Below are 21311 nucleotides of genomic sequence, written 5' to 3' on the forward strand. Positions count from 1 at the left end.
CTCACGGGCGGACGCCCCGCATCTCGTCCCACAGCTGGGTGAACTGGGGCAGGGTCTTGGCCGTCGTCCCGATGTCGTCGACCACGATGCCCGGCACGCGCAGCCCGATGAGGGCTCCGGTCGTGGCCATCCGGTGGTCGTGGTGGGCCTTCCAGGTGCCGCCGGTCAGCTCGGCCGGGGTGATCCGGATGCCGTCGGGCATCTCCTCGGCGACGCCGCCGAGCGCCGTGACGTTCTGCGCGAGCGCCGCGATGCGGTCGGTCTCGTGGCCGCGGATATGCCCGATCCCGTGGAAGGTCGTGGGGGAGTCCGCGAACACCGCCAGGCCCACCAGCGTCGGGGTGAGCTCGCTCACCGCCGACAGGTCGAGCTCCAGGCCGTGGATGCCGCGCCCGGCGGCGACCGTCAGCGCGCCGCCGCGGCGGCTCACCCGGGCGCCCATGAGCTGCAGGATCTCGACCAGCTGCGCACCGGGCTGCGTGGAGTGCGGAGGCCATCCCGATACGGTCACCGAACCGCCCGTCACCATCGCGGCCGCCAGGAAGGGCGCGGCGTTGGAGAGGTCGGGCTCGATCGCGATGTCCTTGGCGCGGAGAGGCCCGGCCGGCACGATCCACTCGCCCGGACGCGGGCGCTCGACGTGCACGCCGCGGCGCGCGAGCGCCTCGACGGTCATGTCGATGTGCGGGATGCTGGGCAGCCGCGCGCCCGTGTGCCGCAGGTGCAGGCCCACATCGAAGCGCGGCGCGGCCAGCAGCAGGCCGGACACGAACTGGCTCGACGCGGACGCGTCGATCGCGATCTCGCCGCCGCGGATGTGCCCGTGGCCGCGCACCGTGAACGGCAGCGCCCAGTGGCCGCCGTCGTCGACGTCGACGCCGAGGTCGCGCAGCGCGCGGATCATCTCGGCCATGGGGCGGTGCAGCGCGCTCTCGTGCGCCGTGACCGTCACCTCGCCCGACGCGAAGCCGGCCAGCGGCGCGAGGAAGCGCATCACGGTGCCGGCCTGCCCGCAGTCGACGGTCGCGGGCGCCGTGAACGGCGCCGCCGGATGCACCAGCAGGTCGGGGCCGAACGGGCCGTCGCCGGGCACCTCCTCGACCTCCACGCCCAGGGCGCGCAGGCCCTCGACCATGCGGCGCGAGTCGTCGGACTGCAGCGGCGACAGCAGGCGGCTGGGGCCCTCGGCGAGCGCGGCGAGGATCAGCTCGCGGTTCGTGAGCGACTTGGACCCGGGGATGGTCAGGACCGCCTCGAGCGGACCGGCCGCGGTCGGCGCGGCATACTCGCCCTGCGGGGCGTCGGGGGAATACACGCGCGGTTTCATCGGTTCCTACCCTACTGAACGTCCCCGTCACCGCCCCGGCCGATCCGGCCCGGAGATGCGGATCCGGACGGGCCCCGGGAACCAGGAGAGGAACCGGATGATCGCCACGCTGTCGCGTCCCGCGCCGGTCGCCGTGCATGCCCTCGGCGTCCCTTCGCGCGGGGGTGGGGCGCACGCGGTCGGGGCACAGGCCGCCGCCCTAGACTGGCGCGTGATGGACGACGAGCGCGATCTGGCCGACACCGACGACGTACGGCACCTGGAGGGCGAGGAGCCGGCGGAGGAGGGCGCGCCGACGGGCTCGCCGCTCACCGCGGCCGAGACGCGCGACCAGTTCCAGGAGCAGGCGCTGCCCTACATGGATCAGCTGTACGGCGCGGCCATGCGCATGACGCGCAACCCCAGCGATGCGGCCGACCTGGTGCAGGAGACCTTCGTCAAGGCGTTCGCCTCGTGGGCGTCGTTCACGCAGGGGACGAACCTCAAGGCGTGGCTGTACCGCATCCTGACGAACACGTACATCAACACGTACCGCAAGCGGCAGCGCGAGCCGTATCAGGGCACGATCGACGACCTCGAGGACTGGCAGCTCGGCGGCGCCGAGTCGACCACGGCGACGAGCAGCCGGTCGGCCGAGGCCGAGGCGATCGACCGCATGCCCGCATCCGCGGTCAAGGACGCCCTGCAGGCCATCCCCGACGACTTCCGGATGGCGGTGTACCTCGCCGACGTCGAGGGCTTCGCCTACCAGGAGATCGCCGACATCATGAAGACCCCCATCGGCACGGTCATGAGCCGCCTGCACCGCGGCAGGCGTCTTCTGCGTGACCTGCTGAAGGATTACGCGGCCGAGCGAGGAATCCAGGCCGCCACCGCTGAGAAAGCCCCGAGGAGCAGGAAATGACCGATTGCGGTTGCGAGAAGGCGCGGCAGGATCTCGAAGAGTACCTCCGCAACGAGGTCTGCAAGACCGAGCACACCGACATCAAGGAGCACCTCGACACGTGCGAGTCGTGCCGTGACGAGGCGCTCGTGGCGCGCACCCTCACCGAGGTCGTGGCCCGCGCGTGCAAGGAGACGGCTCCGGAGGAGCTGAAGAACATGGTGCTCGCGCGGCTGCGCGACGCGCAGGCCGCGGCCCACTGAGGCCCCGCCCCCGCCGAGTCAAGGGGCATCTGCCCGTCCGGCGTCCTCGCTAGGGTCGGACGCATGGCCGAGTTCCCCGACGTCCGCACCCTCCCGCTCGACGAGACCACGCGCGCCGCGCTCGCGGAGCGCGGCCTCGAGTACCGGCTGATCGAGAACGACCGCGCCGCCGTGATGGACGCGTGGAGCCACGCCGTCCGCCGCGGCTTCGCGGGGCCCGAGCTCTCGGCCGAGGAGATCACCGAGTGGCGCGAGCCGATGTCCTGGCGGCGCGTGACCGGCGTGTACGATCCGGCCAGCCCGCAGGCCGATCGGCCCGTGGCGACCGCCAGCTCGTGGGTGACGCCCACGACCATCCCGGGCGGGACCGTGCCGCTGTGGGCGATCAGCACCGTGACGGTCGCCGGCACGCATCGCCGGCGGGGCATCGCGCGCGGGATGCTGGAGGCGGAGCTGCGCGACGCGCACGCGGCGGGCGTCCCCGTGGCGGGGCTGACGGCGAGCGAGGCGACGATCTACGGCCGCTACGGCTTCGCTCCGGCCACGCTGGTCGCGACGTGGAAGGTCGACGCGCGCCGCGCCGAGTGGATCGGGCCCGAGGCCCCCGGCCGCGTGCAGTACCTCGACCGCGAGGACGCCGCGCGCCTGATCGGCGAGCTGCACGAGCGCACGCTGTCGCACCGCATCGGCGAGATCCCGGGCTGGCCGCGGCGCTGGCGCGGGCGCGTCGGGCTGGCCGAGCACAAGGACGACGGGGTGCGCACGGTGCGCTACGTCGACGCGGCGGGCGAGCCGCGCGGCGCGATGGCGTACGCGATCGAGGGGGATCCCGAGAACGACGGCCGCGGCGAGCTGACGATCCAGTACCTGATCGCCGAGGACGACGCCGCGCTCGGCGCGCTCTGGCGCTTCGCGCTCGAGCACGACCTGGTGGGGCGCGTCGTCGCCCACATGCGCCCCGTGGACGAGCCGCTCCCGTGGCTGATCTCGGACCCGCGGGTCGCGGTGTCGTCGATCAAGGACCACGGCTGGCTGCGCATCCTCGACGTGCCCGCCGTGCTCGAGGCCCGCTCCTATGCCGCCGACGCGGACCTCACGCTGCGGGTGTCGGATCCGCTCGGCTATGCCGAGGGCACCTGGCGCGTCTCGATCGCGGACGGCCGCGCGTCCGTCACGCCCGACGAGGGCGACCCCGACGTGTCCCTCTCGGTGATCGAGCTCGGCTCGGCCTACCTGGGCGGCTTCGCGCTGCCGGTCCTGCGCGCCGCGGGCCGCGTCGAGGGCTCCGATGCCGCGATCACGGCGCTGGACGCGGCGCTGCGCGTGCCCCGTGCGCCGTTCCTCAGCATCGTGTACTGATCCCGGAGGCTCGCGCCCGCGCGCGCGTCAGCTCAGGGGATCCCGGCTTCTCAGGGCGGGAAGGGCGGTTCCGGTCCTGAGAACCCGCGATCTCCTGTGAAGGCGCGCAATGCGAAGCGGCCGGTCCTCCGAGGAGGGCCGGCCGCTTCGCGTGAGTCGGGCTCAGGACAGCGCGCGCTTCATGAGCTCGGCGTGCTCGACCGCGTGCACCTTCGACGAGCCCGTGGCGGGCGAGGCCGAGGCCGGGCGGGAGACCACGCGGATCTCGCGGCCGAGCTGCGACGCCACCTCGAACGAGATGAACGGCCAGGCGCCCTGGTTCTCGGGCTCGTCCTGCACCCACACCAGCTCGGCGTTCGGGTACTCGGCCAGCACCGCGTTCAGCTGCCCGACCGGGGCCGGGTAGAACTGCTCGAGGCGCACGAGGGCGATCTCGGGGTTCGGGCGCTTGTCGAGCTCGCCACGCAGATCCCAGTGGATCTTGCCCGAGTGCAGCAGGACCTTCTTGACCGCGCCCTTGTCGACGCCGCGGTTGTCGTCGAGCACCGGCTCGAAGCGGCCCGACGTGAACTCCTCGACCTCGCTGGTCGCGCCGCGCAGGCGCAGCATCGCCTTCGGGGTGAAGACGATCAGCGGGCGGCGCGGGCGGGCGTAGGCCTGGCGGCGCAGCAGGTGGAAGTACGACGCGGGCGTGGAGGGGCGCGCGACCGTCATGTTGTCCTGCGCGCACAGCTGCAGGAAGCGCTCGATGCGGGCCGACGAGTGGTCGGGGCCCTGGCCCTCGTAGCCGTGGGGGAGCAGCATGACCACGCTCGACTGCTGGCCCCACTTCTGCTCGGCCGCCGAGATGTACTCGTCGATGACCGACTGGGCGCCGTTGACGAAGTCGCCGAACTGCGCCTCCCAGAGCACGAGCGCGTCGGGGTTCTCGACCGAGTAGCCGTACTCGTACGCGAGGGCGGCGTATTCGCTGAGCAGCGAGTCGTACACCCAGAACCGGCCCTGGTTCTCGGACAGGTTGACGAGCGGCAGCCACTCCTGGCCGTTCACGCGGTCGTGGAACGTGGCGTGACGCTGCACGAACGTGCCGCGGCGCGCGTCCTGACCGGCCAGGCGCACCGAGGTGCCCTCGAGAAGCAGCGAGCCGAACGCGAGCAGCTCGCCGAAGCCCCAGTCGATCTGGCCGCCGCGGCTCATCTGCACGCGCTTGTCGAGCAGCTGCTGCAGCTTCGGGTGCACGGTGAAGCCGTCGGGCTTGTTGGCGTGCGCGTCGCCGATCTGGTGGATGACCTCGACCGCGACACCCGTCGTCTCGGGCTCGCCCGCGACCTCGACCTCGGGCGCCTCCGCGTCGACCACGGGGTGCGAGCCGGTCTCGGCGGCGTGCGTCTCCGCGAACGCGATCTCCAGGCGCTCCTGGAAGTCGCGCTTGGCCTGCTCGTACTCCTCCTCGGTGATGTCGCCGCGGCCCACGAGCGCCTCGGTGTAGAGGCGGCGGGTCGAGCGCTTCGCCTCGATGAGGTTGGTCATGAGCGGCTGCGTCATCGACGGGTCGTCGCCCTCGTTGTGACCGCGGCGGCGGTAGCAGACGAGGTCGATCACGACGTCGCGGTGGAAGCGCTGCCGGTACTCGAACGCGAGCTCGGCCACGCGGACGACGGCCTCGGGGTCGTCGCCGTTCACGTGGAAGATCGGGGCCTGGATGGTCTTGGCCACGTCGGTCGCGTAGACCGAGGTGCGGGCATCCTGCGGCAGAGTCGTGAAGCCGACCTGGTTGTTGACGATGACGTGCACCGTGCCGCCCGTGCGGTAGCCGCGCAGCTGCGACATCTGCAGCGTCTCAACGACCACGCCCTGGCCCGCGAAGGCCGCGTCGCCGTGGACGAGGATCGGCAGCCACGTGAACGAGCCGACGGGACGGCGGTCCTGCTTCGCGCGGACGATGCCCTCGAGCACGCCGTCCACGGTCTCGAGGTGCGACGGGTTGGCGGCCAGGTAGACCGCGAGCTCCTCGCCGCCGTCGGCGACGTAGGTGCCCTGCGTGCCGAGGTGGTACTTCACGTCGCCCGAACCGCGCTTGTTGCCGGGCAGGGCGCCCTCGAACTCCTGGAACACCTGGCCGTAGGTCTTGCCGGCGATGTTGGTGAGGACGTTCAGGCGGCCGCGGTGGGCCATGCCGATCGCGGCGCCCTCGAGGCCCGCCACGGCCGCGCCCTGCAGGATGCGGTCGAGCAGAGGGATGAGCGACTCGCCGCCCTCGAGCGAGAAGCGCTTCTGGCCGACGTACTTGGTCTGCAGGAAGGTCTCGAACGCCTCGGCCTCGTTCAGCTTGCCGAGGATCCGCAGCTGGTCGTCGTGGTCGGGCTTGGTGTACTTCATCTCCAGCTTCTGCTGGAACCACTCGCGCTGCTCGTGGTCGTGGATGTGCATGTACTCGATGCCGGTCGTGCGGCAGTAAGAGTCGCGGAGTACGCCGAGGATCTCGCGCAGCTTCATGGTGCGCCGGCCGCCGAAGCCGCCGGTCACGAACTCGCGCTCGAGGTCCCAGAAGGTGAGGCCGTGCGACTCGATCTCGAGGTCGTGGTGCAGGCGCTGCACGTACTCGAGCGGGTCGATGTCGGCCATCAGGTGGCCGCGCACGCGGTAGGCGTTGATGAGCTCCTGCACGCGAGCGGTCTTGTCGACGCGCTCCGCCAGGTCGACGGCGACGTCGCTGTTCCACGCGATGGGCGCGTACGGGATGCGCAGCGCCGCGAAGATGCCCTCGTAGAAGCCGCGCTGGCCGAGCAGGAGCTCGTGCACCTTCTTGAGGAACTCGCCCGAGCCCGCGCCCTGGATGACGCGGTGGTCGTAGGTGCTGGTCAGGGTGATCGTCTTGCCGATCGCGAGCTCGTTGAGCGTCTTCTCGCTCGCGCCCTGGAACTCGGCCGGGTACTCGAGGGCGCCGGCGCCGATGATGCAGCCCTGGCCCTTCATGAGGCGCGGCACGGAGTGCACGGTGCCGATGCCGCCGGGGTTGGTCAGCGAGATCGTGGTGCCCGCGAAGTCGCCCGCCGTGAGCTTGTTGCCGCGGGCGCGCTTGACGAGGTCCTCGTACGCCGCGAGGTACTCGGTGAACGACAGCGTGTCGGCGTTCTTGATGCTCGGCACGAGCAGCGCGCGCGTGCCGTCGGGCTTGGGCAGGTCGATCGCGATGCCGAGGTTCACGTGCGCGGGGGCCACGACCGACGGCTTGCCGTCGATCTCGGCGTAGAACACGTTCTGGCTCGGGAACTCCTTGAGCGCCTGGATGAGCGCCCAGCCGATCAGGTGGGTGAAGCTCACCTTGCCGCCGCGCGTGCGCGACATGTGGTTGTTGATGACGATGCGGTTGTCGATCATCAGCTTCGCCGGGATGGTCCGGACGCTCGTGGCCGTGGGAACGGTGAGCGACTCGTCCATGTTCTTGGCGAGGGTCTTGGGCATGCCCTTGAGGACCGTGACGACGTCCTCCTGCGGCTTCTCGGCCGAGGAGGCCGGCGCGGCCTCCTGCTGCGGCGCGTCGGCCGGGATGGGCGCGGGCGCGGCCGGCTTGGCCGTGGTGCGCGCGACGGGCTGCTGGCCGATCACGGGGACCGGCGCGGTCGGCGGGTGGCCGTTCTGGGCGGCCGAGGGCGCGGCGGCCGGGCCGGCCGGAGCCTGCGCGGGAGCCGCGGCGGCGGGAGCCGCGGGTGTCTCGGGCTGGTAGGCCTCCAGAATGGGCCACCACTCCTTGTCCACCGAGTTCCTGTCCGCCTTGAACTGCTGGTAGAGCTCTTCGACGAGCCACTGATTGGCTCCGAACTCCCCGTCGCTCGTGGTCCCGGTGCCCGTTCCCTGGCTCGACACGGCCGATTCGCCTTCTTTCATCGGTGAAAATCCTTGACCCGCGCACCGCTCGAGCGGTCACGCGCGCACGCCCTGAAAGCCTAGCCCAGATCGGTTCCTCCTCTCCTCGGAGGGGCCGCGTACGCAGGTCCTCCCCAGGACGGATGCGCGCCCCCGACGGATGTCGATATGTTGGGCGCGCTGCGCGCCCGGCAGATCAACGTCGAGCCGACCGCGCAGTCGTCCAACGGCGTCACGGTCGACGTCACGGGCGTGGCGCTGTTCAAGATCGGCTCCGAGCCCGAGCAGGTGCGCCGGGCCGCCGAGCGCTTCGCCTCGCAGGACGGCGCGATCGAGCAGTTCACGCGCGAGCAGCTCGAGGGCTCGCTGCGCGGGGTGGCGGCCATGCTCACGGTGGAGCAGCTCATGCGCGACCGCCAGCAGCTCAGCGACCAGATCGCGGAGAACATCAAGGGCGACCTCGAGGCGCAGGGCCTGATCCTCGACTCGTTCCAGATCCAGGGCATCACGGCGCAGCGCGAGGTGCAGCGCAACAAGATCGCGACCGACGAGCAGAACCTCGTCGAGTACACGGCGTACCAGAAGAACACGGCCAACGCGAAGGCCGAGAACGGCCGCGCGAACGCCGAGGCCGAGGCCGCCGAGAAGCTGGCGCGCGAGACGCTCGAGCAGGGCGTGCTCGAGCAGGCCGCCATGAACCAGTCCGCCAAGCTCGACGCCGAGGTGCGGCGCGTGGCCGAGGCCGCGACCTACGAGCGCCAGCAGCGCGCGGACGCCGAAGCCTACGAGCAGCAGAAGCGAGGCCGAGGGGCTATCCGCCTCGCCGGCGAGGCCAAGGCCGCGGCGATCAAGGCCGAGGCCGCGGCGATCGCCGAGCACGAGGCGGCGCTCATGGCACAGCGCGCGATCGAGGCCGTCGTGCCGATGATGGCGGAGTTCGCCAAGGGCTACCAGCGTGTCGGCTCCATCACGGTGCTCGGCGGCGAGGGAGGCGCGTCCGCGCACCTCGCGAGCGAGCAGGCGGTGGGCATGCGCGCGACGTTCGACGCGGTCAAGGCCGCGACCGGCGTCGACCTGGCCGCGATCATCGCCGGCCGCGCGGTCGGCGAGGGAATGCGCCCGGCCACCGTCGCGGCGCCGGCCCCGGCCGCGACGCTCGTGGCGGAGCCGGTCACGGCGGCGGGGGACGAGCCGGGGGCCTGACGCGTCGCGGAGCGAAACCGTTCGGCGGATCCATAACCGGCCCCCGTAGACTCGGAGCACTATGGACGACCCTCCCAGTTGCAGTAGTTCGCCCCACAGCCTGACCTCTCCGATCCGGGGAGGTGGATCGAGATGGACCTGATCCTGCTGGGCGTGGGGCTGCTTCTGACGGTCGGCACGGGCCTGTTCGTCGCGAGCGAGTTCGCGCTGGTCAACCTGGACCGCGCGGATCTCGAGGCCCGCCGGGAGCGGGGCGAGTCCCGCCTCGCCATGACGATCTCGGCCCTGCGCCAGACGTCAACGCATCTGTCGAGCGCGCAGCTCGGCATCACCCTGACGACGCTGCTGACCGGTTACACGCTCGAGCCGGCGTTCTCGCACCTCCTCGAGCCCGTGCTCACCACGTGGGGGGTCGCGGAGGGCGCGGTCGCTCCCATCGCGACGGTCGTCGCGGTCGCGATCGCGACCATCCTGTCGATGATCCTCGGCGAGCTCGTGCCCAAGAACTTCGCGCTGGCCGTGCCGCTCGCGACCGCCAAGGTCGTCGCGCCGTTCCAGATCGCCTTCACGACCGTCTTCCGCCCCGCGATCGCCCTGCTCAACGGCAGCGCCAACGCGGTGCTGCGCGGCTTCGGCATCGAGCCCAAGGAGGAGCTGTCGGGCGCGCGGACGGCCGAGGAGCTGTCGTCGCTCGTGCGCCGCTCGGCGATGGCCGGCGTGCTCGAGGAAGACACCGCGACGCTTCTGGATCGCAGCCTGACGTTCGCGCGGCTCACGGCGGGCGACGTCATGACGCCGCGACCGCGCGTGCACGCCGTCGCGGCGGGCGACTCGGCCGATGACGTGATCGAGCTCGCGCGCCAGACCGGCCACAGCCGCTTCCCGGTGTTCGACGACTCGATGGACGACATCGTCGGCATCGTGCACCTCAAGGCCGCCGTCGCGGTTCCGCGCGACCGGCGCCCCGACGTCCCGGCCGCCGCGCTCGCGACCGAGCCGCTGCGCGTGCCCGAGACCGTGCACCTCGACCAGCTGGTGTCCGAGCTGCGCTCGCGCGGATACCAGATGGCCGTGGTGGTCGACGAGTACGGCGGCACCGCGGGCGTGGTCACGCTGGAGGACCTCGTGGAGGAGATCGTCGGCGAGGTGTCGGATGAGCACGATCGCCGCCTCGCGGGCGTCGTCCGCCACCGCGACTCGCTGACGTTCCCCGGCCAGCTGCGCCCCGACGAGCTGCGCGACCGCGCCGAGGTCGAGGTGCCCGAGGACGACGCGTACGACACGGTCGGCGGCTTCATCATGAGCGTCCTGGAGCGCATCCCGAACGTGGGTGATTCCGTGCGCATCGACGACGGCGTGCTGACCGTCGAGCGGATGGACGGCCGTCGCGTCGACCGCGTGCGGTTCACACCCGACCCGCTGCCGGAGCCCGATCCCGTCGTCCGCAACGAGAACGAGCCGCGGACGTCCCGCGCCGGCCATGACGCGAACGGCAAGGGGGGTGCGCGATGAGCGACTGGGCCGGGATCGCGTGGCTCGTGGTGCTGCTGCTCGCGAACGCGTTCTTCGTCGGCGGCGAGTTCGCGGTCATCTCCGCGCGCCGCTCGCAGATCGAGCCACTCGCGGAGCGCGGGTCGCGGGCTGCGAAGACCGCGCTGTACGCGATGGAGCACGCCACGCTCATGCTGGCGACCTCGCAGCTGGGCATCACGATCTGCTCGCTGCTGATCCTGAACGTCTCGGAGCCGGCGATCCACCATCTGCTCGAGGTGCCGCTGGGGCTGACGGGCCTCCCGGAGGGACTCGTCGACACGGTCGCGTTCGCGATCGCGCTGATCCTGGTGTCGTACCTGCACGTCGTGTTCGGCGAGATGGTCGCCAAGAACATCGCGTTCTCGGTGCCCGACCGCGCCGTGCTGCTGCTCGCGCCGCCGCTCGTGTGGGTGTCGAAGGTGTTCCACCCCGTCATCTGGGTCCTGAACTGGATCGCGAACGGCGTGCTGCGGCTGTTCGGGGTCGAGCCCAAGAACGAGGCGGCGTCGACCTTCACGCTCGACGAGGTCGCGACGATCGTCGCGCAGTCGCGCCGGGAGGGCGTGCTCGACGACGTGTCGGGCGCGGTCGCGGCGGCCGTCGAGTTCACGGACAAGAAGGCGGGCGACGTCGCGGTGCCGCTCGCCGAGATCGTGTCGCTGCCCGAGAACACGACGCCCGAGGAGATCGAGCGGGCGGTCGCGAAGCACGGCTACTCGCGCTACGTGATCGTGGATCCCGAGGGAGAGCCGGTCGGATACGTGCACCTCAAGGACGTGCTCCGCGCCGCGAGCGACGAGGACCTGCCCGAGAAGCTCACACGGCCGATCCCGGCCAAGCGGATCCACCACATGGTGCCGGTGCAGGAGACCACCGACCTGGAGGACGCCCTCGCGGTGATGCGCCGCGCGGGACGTCACCTGGCACGCGTGCGGAACGCGCAGGGCGACACGACCGCCGTGCTGTTCCTCGAGGACATCCTCGAGGAGCTCATCGGCGAGATCGATGACGCGACGCGACGCCGGCCCTGACGTCGCTGCGACCGGGTGCGGATCGGCCCCTTCGAGCTCTCGGAAGGGCCGATCCGCACCGGATCGGGCGTCAGGACGGGCGGCGGAAGGCGCGGAGGTACTGCGGCGGCCAGAGGCCCTCGGGGTCCTCGCCGAGCTCGGTTGCGGCGCGCAGGCCGAAGTGCGGGTCGCGCAGCCACTCGCGGGCCGCGAAGATCACGTCGGCGTGGCCGGCCTGCAGGATGGCCTCGGCCTGCGTGCCGGTCGTGATGATGCCGACCGCGCCCACGGGGGCGTCCGACAGCTCCCGCACGCGCGCCGCGAACGGCACCTGGTAGCCCGGCCCGACCTTCAGCTCCTGGTGGGCGACCAGGCCCGCGCTCGAGACGTCGATCAGGTCGGCGCCGGCCTCGACCGCCCAGCGCGACACCTGGGCGATGTCGTCCGGCTCGAGGCCGCCCGGCGCGGCGTCCGAGGCCGAGAAGCGCACGAGCAGGGGCACGTCCTCGCCGACCTCCGCGCGCACGGCGCGCACGACCTCGAGCGTGATCCGCGCGCGGTTCTCGAGCGAGCCGCCCCACGCGTCGTCCCGCTGGTTCGACAGCGGCGACAGGAACTCGTGGAGCAGGTAGCCGTGTGCGGCATGCACCTCGAGCACGTCGAAGCGCGCGTCGATCGCGCGGCGCGCCGCCGCCCGGAAGGCGTCGACGACGCGCTGGATGCCCGCCTCGTCGAGCGCGACGGGCTCGGCGTAGCCCTCGTACGCGATGGCGGAGGGCGCGACCGTGGTCCAGCCGCCCGCCTCGGCCGGGACGGTGCCGTGCTCGCCGGAGAACGGCGACCAGGTCGACGCCTTGCGGCCCGCGTGGGCGAGCTGCAGGCCCGCACGCGCGCCGCGCGCGTGCACCGCGGCGACCACGCGCGCCCACGCGTCGCGCTGCGCGTCGTTCCAGAGGCCCACGTCCTGGGGCGAGATCCTGCCCTCGGGCACGACCGCCGTCGCCTCCGCGACCACCAGGCCGGCGCCGCCCGAGGCGAACTGCGCGAGGTGCACGTGGTGCCAGTCGTTGGGCACGCCGTCCAGCGCGCTGTACTGGCACATCGGCGCCACCCACAGCCGGTTCCGGAACGTCACGTCGCGCAGGGTCAGCGGGCTGAACAGCAGGCTCATGGATCTCCGTTCTCGCCGGTCCGCGGACGGGCGATGGCGTTATCGTGGCGGGCATGACGGTTGCCCGGGAGTGGACGGCGGCGGACACCGCGGCCGTCCTCCGGGTGCCAACCGGGGACGCCCACAAGTATTCCCGCGGAGTGGTGGGGCTGCGCACCGGGGCGCCGACGTACCCCGGCGCCGCGGTGCTGACCGCCGAGGGAGCCGCGCGCGCCGGTGCGGGGATGGTGCGCTGGCTCGGCGACGCCGAGGTGGCCCGGCTCGTGATGCAGCGCCGCCCCGAGGTCGTGACGACGCCCGGGCGCGTCGACGCGTGGGCCGTCGGATCGGGCACGGACCCGGACGCGCGCGAGCCGGGGGAGGCCGCGCTGCTGCGCGAGATCCTCGTGGGCGACGCTCCGGTGGTCGTGGACGCCGGCGCGCTGGACCTGGTGGCGGACGCGACCGCGCCGCTCATCGTGACGCCGCATGCGGGAGAGTTCGCGAAGCTGCGCGCGAGCCTGGGACTCGACGGCCCCGCGGAGGACGTCGGCGCCGTCGCCGAGACCGCGGCCGCGCTCGGCGGGGTCGTGCTGCGCAAGGGATCCGAGACCGTGGTGGCGACGCCCTCGGGCGTCGTGCGCGCCGTGCGCGCGGGGACGCCGTGGCTCGCGACCGCGGGCACGGGGGATGTGCTCGCGGGGGCGCTGGGCGCGCTCGTCGCGGCCGCGGCGGCGGAGGGCCCCGTCGGCGCCGAGGAGCTCGGCGCGCTCGCCGCGGCGGCCGCGTGGCTGCACGGCGCCGCGGGCCGGCTCGCGGCGGGCGTGGACGGGGAGGCACCCGGTCATCCGATCACCGCGCTCGACGTCGCCGAGCACCTGCCCGCCGCGTTCGCCCTCGCGCTGAGCGCCTGAGCGGCGTTCCTAGGATGGGACGCGTGCGCGGACGGATCATGATGTGGGTCGCGTTCGCGGCCGTCCACGTGATCGTCGGATGGCTCGGCTGGGTCCTGCCGAACCAGCCCATGGGCGACGTCTACCTGGTGTACGAGCCCTGGTCGACCGCCGCGCTGCGCGGCAGGGACATCGTCGGGATCACCGAGCCGTGGGTGTACCCGCACCTGGCGCTCGCGCCCATGATGCTCACCCACGCGCTCGCGTGGCTGGGTGGCTACACGCAGGCGTGGGCCGTGCTTGTCACGCTGTGCGACGCGGCGGCGTTCCGGCTGCTCCTGGGCGACGGGCGCTCCCGGGGGCGGCGCGCGGCGGCCCGCTTCTGGCTGGCGTTCGTCCTGCTGCTCGGTCCGGTGGGGATGTACCGGATCGACGCCGTGACGGTGCCGCTTGCGATCGCGGGCCTGCTGTGGCTGGCGCGGCGCCCGATGGCGGCGTCCGCGCTCCTGGCCGCCGGCGCGTGGATCAAGGTGTGGCCGGCCGCCCTGCTTGCGGCAGCGTTCGTCGCGGTGCGTCGCCGGCTCGACATCGTCGCGGGCGCGCTCGTGACCTCGGCGGTCGTCGCGGGGGCCGTGGTCCTCGCAGGCGGCGCCGCGCACCTGCTCGGATTCGTCACGGCGCAGACCGACCGCGGCCTGCAGCTCGAGGCGCCTGTGAGCAGCGTCTACCTGTGGGGTGCGGTGCTCGACGTGGACGGCTGGTGGCTGTTCTACGACGAGGACATCCTGACCTTCCAGGTCACCGGCCCGCACGTCGACATCGTGATCGCGGCGATGACGCCCGCGCTCGCGCTCGCCGCGGGGGCCATCCTGCTGCTCGGGGCCGTGAAGGCGCGACGCGGGGCGCCGGTCGTGCGGCTCCTGCCGCCGCTCGCGCTCGCTCTCGTGGTCGCGCTCATCGCGCTGAACAAGGTCGGCTCGCCGCAGTTCCACGACTGGCTCATCGCGCCGCTCGTCCTGTGGATCGTGCTGGACCGCCGCCGGGCGAGGCCGCTCGCGGCGCTCGCGCTGCTGTCGGCCGCGCTGACGCAGGTAGTCTACCCGCTGCTGTACGGCGAGCTGCTCGCCGCGCAGCCCGTCGCGGCCGCCGCGCTCACCGCCCGCAATCTCGTGCTCGTCGTCCTGCTGTTCTGGGCGGTGGTGCGGGTCGCCCGCGTGCCGGTCCGCCTGCGCCGGGACGCCCCCGTCGTCTCCGTCCCCTGATCGCCCCGTCGAAAGGACCCCTCATGCTCGTCGCCTTCTCCGTCGCCCCCTCCGGGTCGAACGCCGCAAACCCCGACGGCTCCGTGCACGACGCGGTCGCCGCCGCCGTCAAGGTCGTCCGCGAATCCGGCCTCGCGCACCGCACGACGTCGATGTTCACCGAGATCGAGGGCGAGACCTGGGATGAGGTCATGGACGTCGTCAAGCGCGCGACCGAGGCCGTGATGCCCTTCGGATCGCGCGTCTCGCTGGTGCTGAAGGCCGACATCCGCCCGGGGTACACGGGCGAGCTCGACGGCAAGATCGAGCGGCTCGAGGCCGCGATCGCGGAGCGCGACGCCGGCTGAGCTGCGCCGGGCGTCAACCCACTGCGCCGGGACTAATATCAGAACTATGAGCAGCGCTATGAAGGCGTTCAGCGGCAGCCTCCCCGAGGTCGATCTCGCCTTCCTCGAGGCATACGGACGCCGTCATCACCTCGCGAGCAGGTCGGCCGCGCTGCGCGCTGCCGTGCGCGCCCTGCGTGAGGCGGAGGCCGAGCGCGAGTACGTGACGGCGTTCGAAGAGTTCGGCGAATCCGGCGATGCCGAGCTCTGGGATGGTGTCAGCGGCGACGGACTGCGCGCGTGATTGCCGACGTGCCTCGCTTGCGTGGCGATATCTGGGACGTCGAGTTCGATCCAGCCCAGCCCGGCGAGGTCGCGAAGACCCGACCCGCGGTGATCGTGTCCAACGACGGCGCGAACCGGGCCGCAGTCCGCGCCAGCGCGGGCGGTGTGATTGTCGTGGTGCCCATCACGTCGAACACCGCCAATGTCCTGAGCTTCCAGACGCGTCTCCCGGCCGACGACGCCACCGGGTTGTCCAAGGATTCGAAGACCCAACCCGAGCAGCTGCGCGCCGTCCACCGCCGCCGACTCGTCCGGCGGCGCGGATCGCTCGACGCCGAGCAGCAGGCGGCGCTGGATGCGGCGCTCCTGGATCATCTCGCGCTCTGACAGCGGGACGGCGATGTCCGGCACCACCGGCAGGATAGGAGCATGTCCGTTCTCGCGCGTGCGCTGGCGATCCGGCGGCTCATCGAGCCCGCAGGCGGTAACGCCGCGCTGCGTCTGCTGCGATCGTCCAACCTGCCCTTGGCGGGTGCCCTGCTGCCCACGCACCTCGGGGCGCCGGGTGCGAGGATCCCGACAGCCGAACTGCACGAGCGGCTCGACATCGATCTGGAGGAGCTGCGCCCTCATCTCGAGCTCCCGGAGCGCACGGGCAAGGCGTACTGCGACGACTGGCGTGCCGCGGGTCTGCTCGTGCGACGTGCGGCGAGCGACGCCCGGGGCGAGACCTACGAACTGTCGCCCGACGCCATCGACGCGCTTCGGGTGCTCGAGCAGCTCGAGGCGCCTCGGACGGCCCTCACCGAGTCCCGGCTCGTGAGCCTGGCGGCCGCGGTGCGGCAGCTGGCGATCGACACCGACCCCGACGTCACGCGCCGAATCGACGGGCTCCGGGCTGAGAGAGCCCGCCTGGACGCCGAGATCGCGCGCCTCGAATCGGGGGACATCGAGCCCGTGGACGAGCGCCGTGCCAGAGAACGCGCCACCGAGGTGCTCGTGATGGCGCAGGATCTCCCCACGGACTTCGCACGTGTGCGAGCGCAGTTCGAAGCGCTCAACCACGACCTGCGCGCACGGATCCTCGACTCGAGCAAGACCCCCGGGAGCGTGCTGGACGACGTATTCCGCGGCGTCGACCTCATCGAGTCCTCCGACGAGGGGCGCACGTTCACCGCGTTCGCGGCTCTCGTGCGCGACGCCGAGCGCTCGGACGAGCTCGAGTCGGACCTGTCGGCGGTGCTGTCACGGGACTTCGCGCTCGCGCTCGCGCCCGAGGCGCGACGGATACTGCGCGCCCTCGTGAGGCAGCTCAAGTCCGGCAGCAGGGAGGTGCAGGTGGTGCTGACCGAGTTCGCGCGGGGGCTGAGGCGCTACGTCCAGTCCCACGAGTTCCAGCGCGACCGCGCGCTGCGCGACGCGATCCAGGAAGCGCTCGCCGCCGCCGTCCCGGCGAGCCGACGGGTGAAGCCGTACACCGCGGCGGGGATCGAGCTGGAGCTCACGGCGAGCTCGTTGCGGAGCGCGGGTGAGTTGACGCCGCACGACCCCGCGGAGTTCGAGCCGAGCGCACCGCTCGAGGACGTCGAGCCGGGTCTGATCGACTTCGAAAGCCTCGCAGCGATCGCCCGGGAGACCGAGATCGATTTCGTCGAGCTGACGGAGGCCGTGAACGCTGTCGTCGCGCGGGGCGAACCGGCGTCGGTCGGGGACGTGCTCGAGGCCCACCCGGCGAGCCAGGGCCTCGCGAGCGTCATCGGCCTGCTGTCGCTCGCCACGCGCCACGGAGCGATCGACAGGGGTGCCGTCGAGCGGCTCACCTGGACCGGATCCGACGGCGCGGTGCGCTCCGCCGATGTCGAACGTCACGTCTTCACGAAGGAGATCCCGGCATGACCGATACGGACGCACACGCGGATCCCGCGGAGCACCTCGAGTCGGATGGGCTCTGGCACGGCGATCTCGGCCGGCTGCACGAGCGGTCCCGGCGGGCGCTGCTGGAGGTGCTCAAAGGCCCGTACCTGTCGGGTCGACAGCAGCCTCAGCTGTGGGCGGCCCTGGTCGCCGACGAGCGCGCGATCCGCTCGCGGCTGCACGAGCTCTTCCTCGAACTCGTCATCGATCCCGTCGATGAGTTCGCGTTCGTGCGAAAGGTGCGGACAGACGAGATCGACGTGCCCAGCGCGCTGCGGTCGGAGGCGCTGACCTTCATCGATACGGCCATGCTGCTCGTCCTGCGGCAGATCCAGCTTTCGGCGATGGGCGACCGGCGCGTGATCGCGGGACGCGACGAGGTGTACGACCGACTCGCGGTCTATCGTGCCGGCGCGGATGAGGGCACCTTCGAACGCAACCTCAACGCGGCGTGGACCCGGATGAAGAGCAGGTTCCGGGTCATCCACGACGTCGGCGACGACCGAGTCGAGATCTCGCCGGTCGTGCGGTACCTCATCGACGAGGAGAGGGTGCGCGCGCTGGCCGTCGTGTATGGGGACATCGCGTCCGGCGCCGGTGCGGGTGGACGCGATGACGTGGAGGAGAAGGCATGACCGACACGGATGCGCTGCGCACCGCGGCCGACGGCGCGCTCGCCGTCGGCCAGTGGCGGCTCGCCGAGGTGCAGCTCGCGAACTGGGGCACGTTCGACGGCGTGATCCATCGTGTGCCGATCGCCCGTCAGGGGCACCTTCTCACGGGGCCCTCCGGATCGGGCAAGTCCTCCCTGCTCGACGCCATCGCCGCCGTGCTGACCCCCGACAAGTGGCTGCGGTTCAACCAGGCCGCGCAGGGCGCCGGGGCGCGCACCGAGCAGCGAGGGCTCGTCAGCTACGTGCGCGGCGCGTTCTCGCGCACCGAGGATGCGACCGACGGGCGCGTCGTGAGCACCTACCTGCGTCCCGGTTCCACCTGGAGCGGGATCCTCCTCCGGTACGAGGACGGCGGTGGCGGTACCGCGAGCCTTGCACGTCTGTTCTTCCTCAAGAAGAGCGGTTCTGCGCTCGCGGACCTGCAGGACCTCTGCCTGATCGAACGTGGACCCGTCGACCTGCGTGACCTCGAGGACTTCGCGCGCGGCGGCATCGAGGCGAGGAAGGCGCAGGCGCGCTGGCCCGACGCCCTCATCACCACCAACCGCAGCCACGGTCGCTTCTACGCCCGGCTGCAGTCCATCTTCGGAATCGCGCAGGAGAACGCGCTGCAGCTCCTGCACAAGACTCAGTCGGCCAAGAACCTCGACAGCCTGGACCAGCTGTTCCGCGACTTCATGCTCGACCGACCCGCGACGTTCGACATCGCGGAGACCGCGCGCGAGCAGTTCGGCGAGCTGCGGGACGCCCATGATCGCGTCGTCGACCTGCGTCGTCAGCGCGATCATCTTCTGCAGCTGCGAGATGCCTCCACGGCGCTCGACGCCGCGCAGCTCGATGTCGGTCGATCCCAGGTCCTGATCGACGCGAACGTGCCGTACCAGAAGGGCGAGGCGCTTCGACTGGTGCGTGAGGAGCTCGGCGACCTCGATGAGCGGATCGCGCAGCTCGAGATCGACGCGGAACGCGCGCGGGCTGTCGCCGCGCGGGCCGAGGACACCTACCTCGCCGCGCGCGACGCGGCGATGGAACGCGGGGGAGCTGAGGCCGAGCATCTGCAGCAGCGGCTCGACGACGCCCGGCGTGCCGCTCGTGACGCGGGCGAACGGTGGGAGACCCTCGCGCGTCAGCTCGCGACGGTGGGCATCGAGCATGCGCCCGAGACCGCCGAGGAGTTCACGGAGCTCCGCGCAGCCATCGATCGCGAACTCGGCGAGGCGACGAGCGCGACAGGCGCCACGCATCCGCAGCATGAACGACTCACCGTGGCGAAGCGCGAGCTGCGCCGGATCGACGGGGAGATCGACGCGCTGCGCACGAGCGGCACGACCGTGCCGCGGGGGCTGCTCGAGGCCCGGCGTCAGATCGCGGCCGGCGTGGGCGTACCGGCGTCGGCTCTGCCGTTCGCGGCCGAGCTGCTCGAGGTCAGGCCTGAGTTCGACGCCTGGGCGGGCGCGATCGAGCGGGTGCTCCGTCCGCTTGCTCTCACGATGCTGGTGCGGCCGGAGCATCTCCCGGCCGTGCGGCGCTGGGTCGACGCGAACGAGATCGCGGTGCGCCTGGTGTTCGAGGAAGCCGGCGGATCGGCGGGCCCGCCGCGGCCCGCCGCGAGCAGCACCTCGCTCGTCAACCGTGTGCGCGTGGCCCAGGGCCCGTTCGGCACCTGGCTCTCGGCGCGGTTGTCGGAGCAGTTCGACTACGCGTGCGTCGAGACCCCGGACGGGATGGACGAGCATGTCCGGGCCGTCACGATCAACGGCCAGATCAAGTCGTCCCGCACCCGCTACGAGAAGGACGACCGGGTGAGGATCCGTGATCGGGCCGCGTGGGTGCTGGGCGATCGCGCCGCGAAGCTGGAGGCGCTGATCGCCTTGCGCGCAACGGCAGATGCCGAGGTGACCGCCGCACAGCGGGATGTCGACCGCGCCGAGGAGCGCCGGGCGTTCGAGGAGCGCCGGCGCGGGGCGCTCGCGACGCTGCGGGAGGCCTCCTGGCACAGCGTCGATCGGTCGGGCGCCGCCATGGCTGTCGCCGCGCTCGAGCAGAGACTCGCAGAGCTCACGAAGGCCGATGGCGCGCTGCGCGACGCGATCGTCGTGTGCCAGGCCGCCGAGAGGGATCGAGATGAGGCCTCCGCCATCGACCGCGCCGCGCAGGTCGCGCTCGATGCGTCCCGGGCGGCGCGGGCCGCCGCCGCTGAGGACGAGGCCGGCCTCATGGCGGAGTTCGATGCCGGGCTCGTGGAGCAGGTCGGCGAGCAGACCCGTGCGGAGCTCGCCCGGAGGTTCCGCGCGGTGAAGCGGACGCTCACGCGGCGCGAGCTGGCGGAGATCGGCCAGCGAGTCGGCGGTGTGCTGATCGCCGAGCGGGATGCCGCGATCGGTCGGGCCACGCACGCCGGCAACGACGTGACCCGACTCGCGGCGCAGTTCATCGATCGGTGGCCGGAGGCATCGGCCGAGAGGATCGCCGCCATCGACGACCGCGGCGGCTTCATCGACATGCTCGACCGCATCCTCGCCAACGGCCTGCCCGAGCAGGAGACGCGCTTCCGGACTCTGCTGAGGGATCGCTCGCGCGACCTGATCGGGGACCTGCGCGGCGAGATCCTGGGAGCCACGCGCGCGATCCAGGATCGGATCGACAGCGTGAATGCCGCGCTGCGCCGTTCCGCGTTCGACGAGGGACGCTATCTCCGGCTCCAGGTTCGGCAGGTCCACAGCGCGACGGTCAAGCGCTTCCTCGCCGAGCTGAAGGACATCGCCGACGACAGCTGGACCGACGAGGACGACGCGTCGGCTGAACGCCGCTTCGCCCTCCTGGCCGAGCTGATGCGACGGTTCGGGTCGAGCGACCACATCGACCGTCGCTGGTACGCGGAGTGTCTCGACACCCGCCTGCATGCCACGTTCCGGGCGCACGAGGTCGACGAGCACGACCGCGTGCACGCCACGTACGATTCGGGTGCCGCGATGTCGGGCGGGCAGCAGCAGAAGCTCGTCGTGTTCTGCCTTGCGGCCGCGCTGCGCTACCAGCTCGCGGATCCCGATGCGCCGTTCTCCCGCTACGGCACGATCGTGCTCGACGAGGCGTTCGACAAGGCCGACAGCGGCTACACGAAGATGGCGTTGAACGTGTTCGTGGAGTTCGGCTTCCAGATGATCCTCGCCACGCCGCAGAAGCTGCTGCGAACGATCGAGCCGTACGTGGGGGCCGCGACCTCCGTCGAGAACCCCACCCGGCGGCGCAGCGTGCTCTCGCAGGTCGACTGGCGAGGTCGACGGTGATCGACGTCGCCGCAGCTCGGGCCATCGCGTCGGCCCGACTCGGCTCGCGCAGATCGACATGGGCGACCGAGCCGC

At 72.0% G+C, this 21311-nt stretch carries 17 protein-coding genes; 14 read left to right on the forward strand and 3 right to left on the reverse strand.

Annotation, left to right across the window (positions count from 1 at the left end):
- Position 1: 1 nt before the first annotated feature.
- Entirely contained in the window at positions 2–1327 is a 1326-nt protein-coding gene (aroA, locus tag B5M43_RS05705; protein WP_134746185.1) for a 3-phosphoshikimate 1-carboxyvinyltransferase, read from the reverse strand.
- A gap of 97 nt (positions 1328–1424) precedes the next feature.
- On the opposite strand from aroA, the gene B5M43_RS05710 reads away from it, so the two are divergent.
- From B5M43_RS05710 to B5M43_RS05720, 3 genes are all read left to right on the forward strand, one after another.
- The gene (locus tag B5M43_RS05710) at positions 1425–2231 is read left to right on the forward strand and encodes a sigma-70 family RNA polymerase sigma factor (RefSeq protein ID WP_134746184.1); all 807 of its coding nucleotides are present in this window, start codon (positions 1425–1427) and stop codon (positions 2229–2231) included.
- A complete protein-coding gene (locus B5M43_RS05715; RefSeq protein ID WP_055992559.1) occupies positions 2228–2473 on the forward strand; it encodes a zf-HC2 domain-containing protein in 246 nt (81 codons plus the stop codon). The genes B5M43_RS05710 and B5M43_RS05715 overlap by 4 nt, the downstream gene beginning before the upstream one ends.
- 63 nt (positions 2474–2536) lie before the next feature.
- Positions 2537–3832 (forward strand): GNAT family N-acetyltransferase, encoded by a 1296-nt coding sequence (locus B5M43_RS05720; RefSeq protein ID WP_134746183.1) that lies wholly within the window; start codon positions 2537–2539, stop codon positions 3830–3832.
- A gap of 162 nt (positions 3833–3994) precedes the next feature.
- Here B5M43_RS05720 and B5M43_RS05725 read toward each other — a convergent pair whose 3' ends face one another.
- Complete coding sequence (locus B5M43_RS05725) at positions 3995–7699, reverse strand: multifunctional oxoglutarate decarboxylase/oxoglutarate dehydrogenase thiamine pyrophosphate-binding subunit/dihydrolipoyllysine-residue succinyltransferase subunit (RefSeq protein ID WP_205829509.1); 3705 nt, start codon at positions 7697–7699, stop codon at positions 3995–3997.
- A gap of 168 nt (positions 7700–7867) precedes the next feature.
- Between B5M43_RS05725 and B5M43_RS05730 the strand changes: the two genes are divergently transcribed.
- The 3 genes from B5M43_RS05730 (at position 7868) to B5M43_RS05740 (ending at position 11466) form a co-directional block, all read left to right on the forward strand.
- A complete protein-coding gene (locus B5M43_RS05730; protein ID WP_134746181.1) occupies positions 7868–8902 on the forward strand; it encodes a flotillin family protein in 1035 nt (344 codons plus the stop codon).
- Between the two features lie 132 nt (positions 8903–9034).
- Positions 9035–10414, forward strand: a complete 1380-nt coding sequence (locus B5M43_RS05735; RefSeq protein ID WP_134746180.1) for a hemolysin family protein — start codon at positions 9035–9037, stop codon at positions 10412–10414.
- Complete coding sequence (locus tag B5M43_RS05740; protein ID WP_055992571.1) at positions 10411–11466, forward strand: hemolysin family protein; 1056 nt, start codon at positions 10411–10413, stop codon at positions 11464–11466. The genes B5M43_RS05735 and B5M43_RS05740 overlap by 4 nt, the downstream gene beginning before the upstream one ends.
- Positions 11467–11536: 70 nt before the next feature.
- Here the strand turns inward: B5M43_RS05740 and B5M43_RS05745 are convergent, their stop codons facing one another.
- Positions 11537–12616, reverse strand: coding sequence for an NADH:flavin oxidoreductase/NADH oxidase (locus B5M43_RS05745; RefSeq protein WP_055992574.1), 1080 nt, complete (start codon positions 12614–12616; stop codon positions 11537–11539).
- Between the two features lie 53 nt (positions 12617–12669).
- Here B5M43_RS05745 and B5M43_RS05750 point away from each other — a divergent pair, with 53 nt between their 5' ends.
- Genes B5M43_RS05750 through B5M43_RS05785 form a run of 8 tightly spaced genes read left to right on the forward strand, consistent with a single transcriptional unit; the run spans position 12670 to position 21236 of the window.
- Entirely contained in the window at positions 12670–13509 is an 840-nt protein-coding gene (locus B5M43_RS05750; RefSeq protein WP_134746179.1) for an ADP/ATP-dependent (S)-NAD(P)H-hydrate dehydratase, read from the forward strand.
- A 23-nt stretch (positions 13510–13532) separates the two neighbouring features.
- On the forward strand, positions 13533–14750 hold the full coding sequence (locus B5M43_RS05755) for a glycosyltransferase 87 family protein (RefSeq protein WP_134746178.1): 1218 nt from the start codon (positions 13533–13535) through the stop codon (positions 14748–14750).
- Between the two features lie 23 nt (positions 14751–14773).
- Positions 14774–15097 (forward strand): thiamine-binding protein, encoded by a 324-nt coding sequence (locus B5M43_RS05760; RefSeq protein WP_134746177.1) that lies wholly within the window; start codon positions 14774–14776, stop codon positions 15095–15097.
- A gap of 46 nt (positions 15098–15143) precedes the next feature.
- On the forward strand, positions 15144–15380 hold the full coding sequence (locus B5M43_RS05765; RefSeq protein WP_200941110.1) for an antitoxin: 237 nt from the start codon (positions 15144–15146) through the stop codon (positions 15378–15380).
- A complete protein-coding gene (locus B5M43_RS05770) occupies positions 15377–15748 on the forward strand; it encodes a type II toxin-antitoxin system PemK/MazF family toxin (RefSeq protein ID WP_230667710.1) in 372 nt (123 codons plus the stop codon). The genes B5M43_RS05765 and B5M43_RS05770 overlap by 4 nt, the downstream gene beginning before the upstream one ends.
- A 42-nt stretch (positions 15749–15790) precedes the next feature.
- Positions 15791–17257, forward strand: a complete 1467-nt coding sequence (locus B5M43_RS05775) for a DUF3375 domain-containing protein (RefSeq protein ID WP_134746176.1) — start codon at positions 15791–15793, stop codon at positions 17255–17257.
- Positions 17254–17910 carry a DUF4194 domain-containing protein gene (locus tag B5M43_RS05780; protein WP_055992590.1) on the forward strand — a complete coding sequence of 219 codons (657 nt, stop codon included), beginning with the start codon at positions 17254–17256 and terminating at the stop codon, positions 17908–17910. Before B5M43_RS05775 ends, B5M43_RS05780 begins: the two co-directional genes overlap by 4 nt.
- On the forward strand, positions 17907–21236 hold the full coding sequence (locus B5M43_RS05785) for an ATP-binding protein (protein ID WP_055992593.1): 3330 nt from the start codon (positions 17907–17909) through the stop codon (positions 21234–21236). Before B5M43_RS05780 ends, B5M43_RS05785 begins: the two co-directional genes overlap by 4 nt.
- The last annotated feature ends 75 nt before the right edge of the window (positions 21237–21311 follow it).

This window comes from Microbacterium sp. MEC084 (assembly GCF_004514465.2).
Taxonomy (GTDB): Bacteria; Actinomycetota; Actinomycetes; order Actinomycetales; family Microbacteriaceae; genus Microbacterium.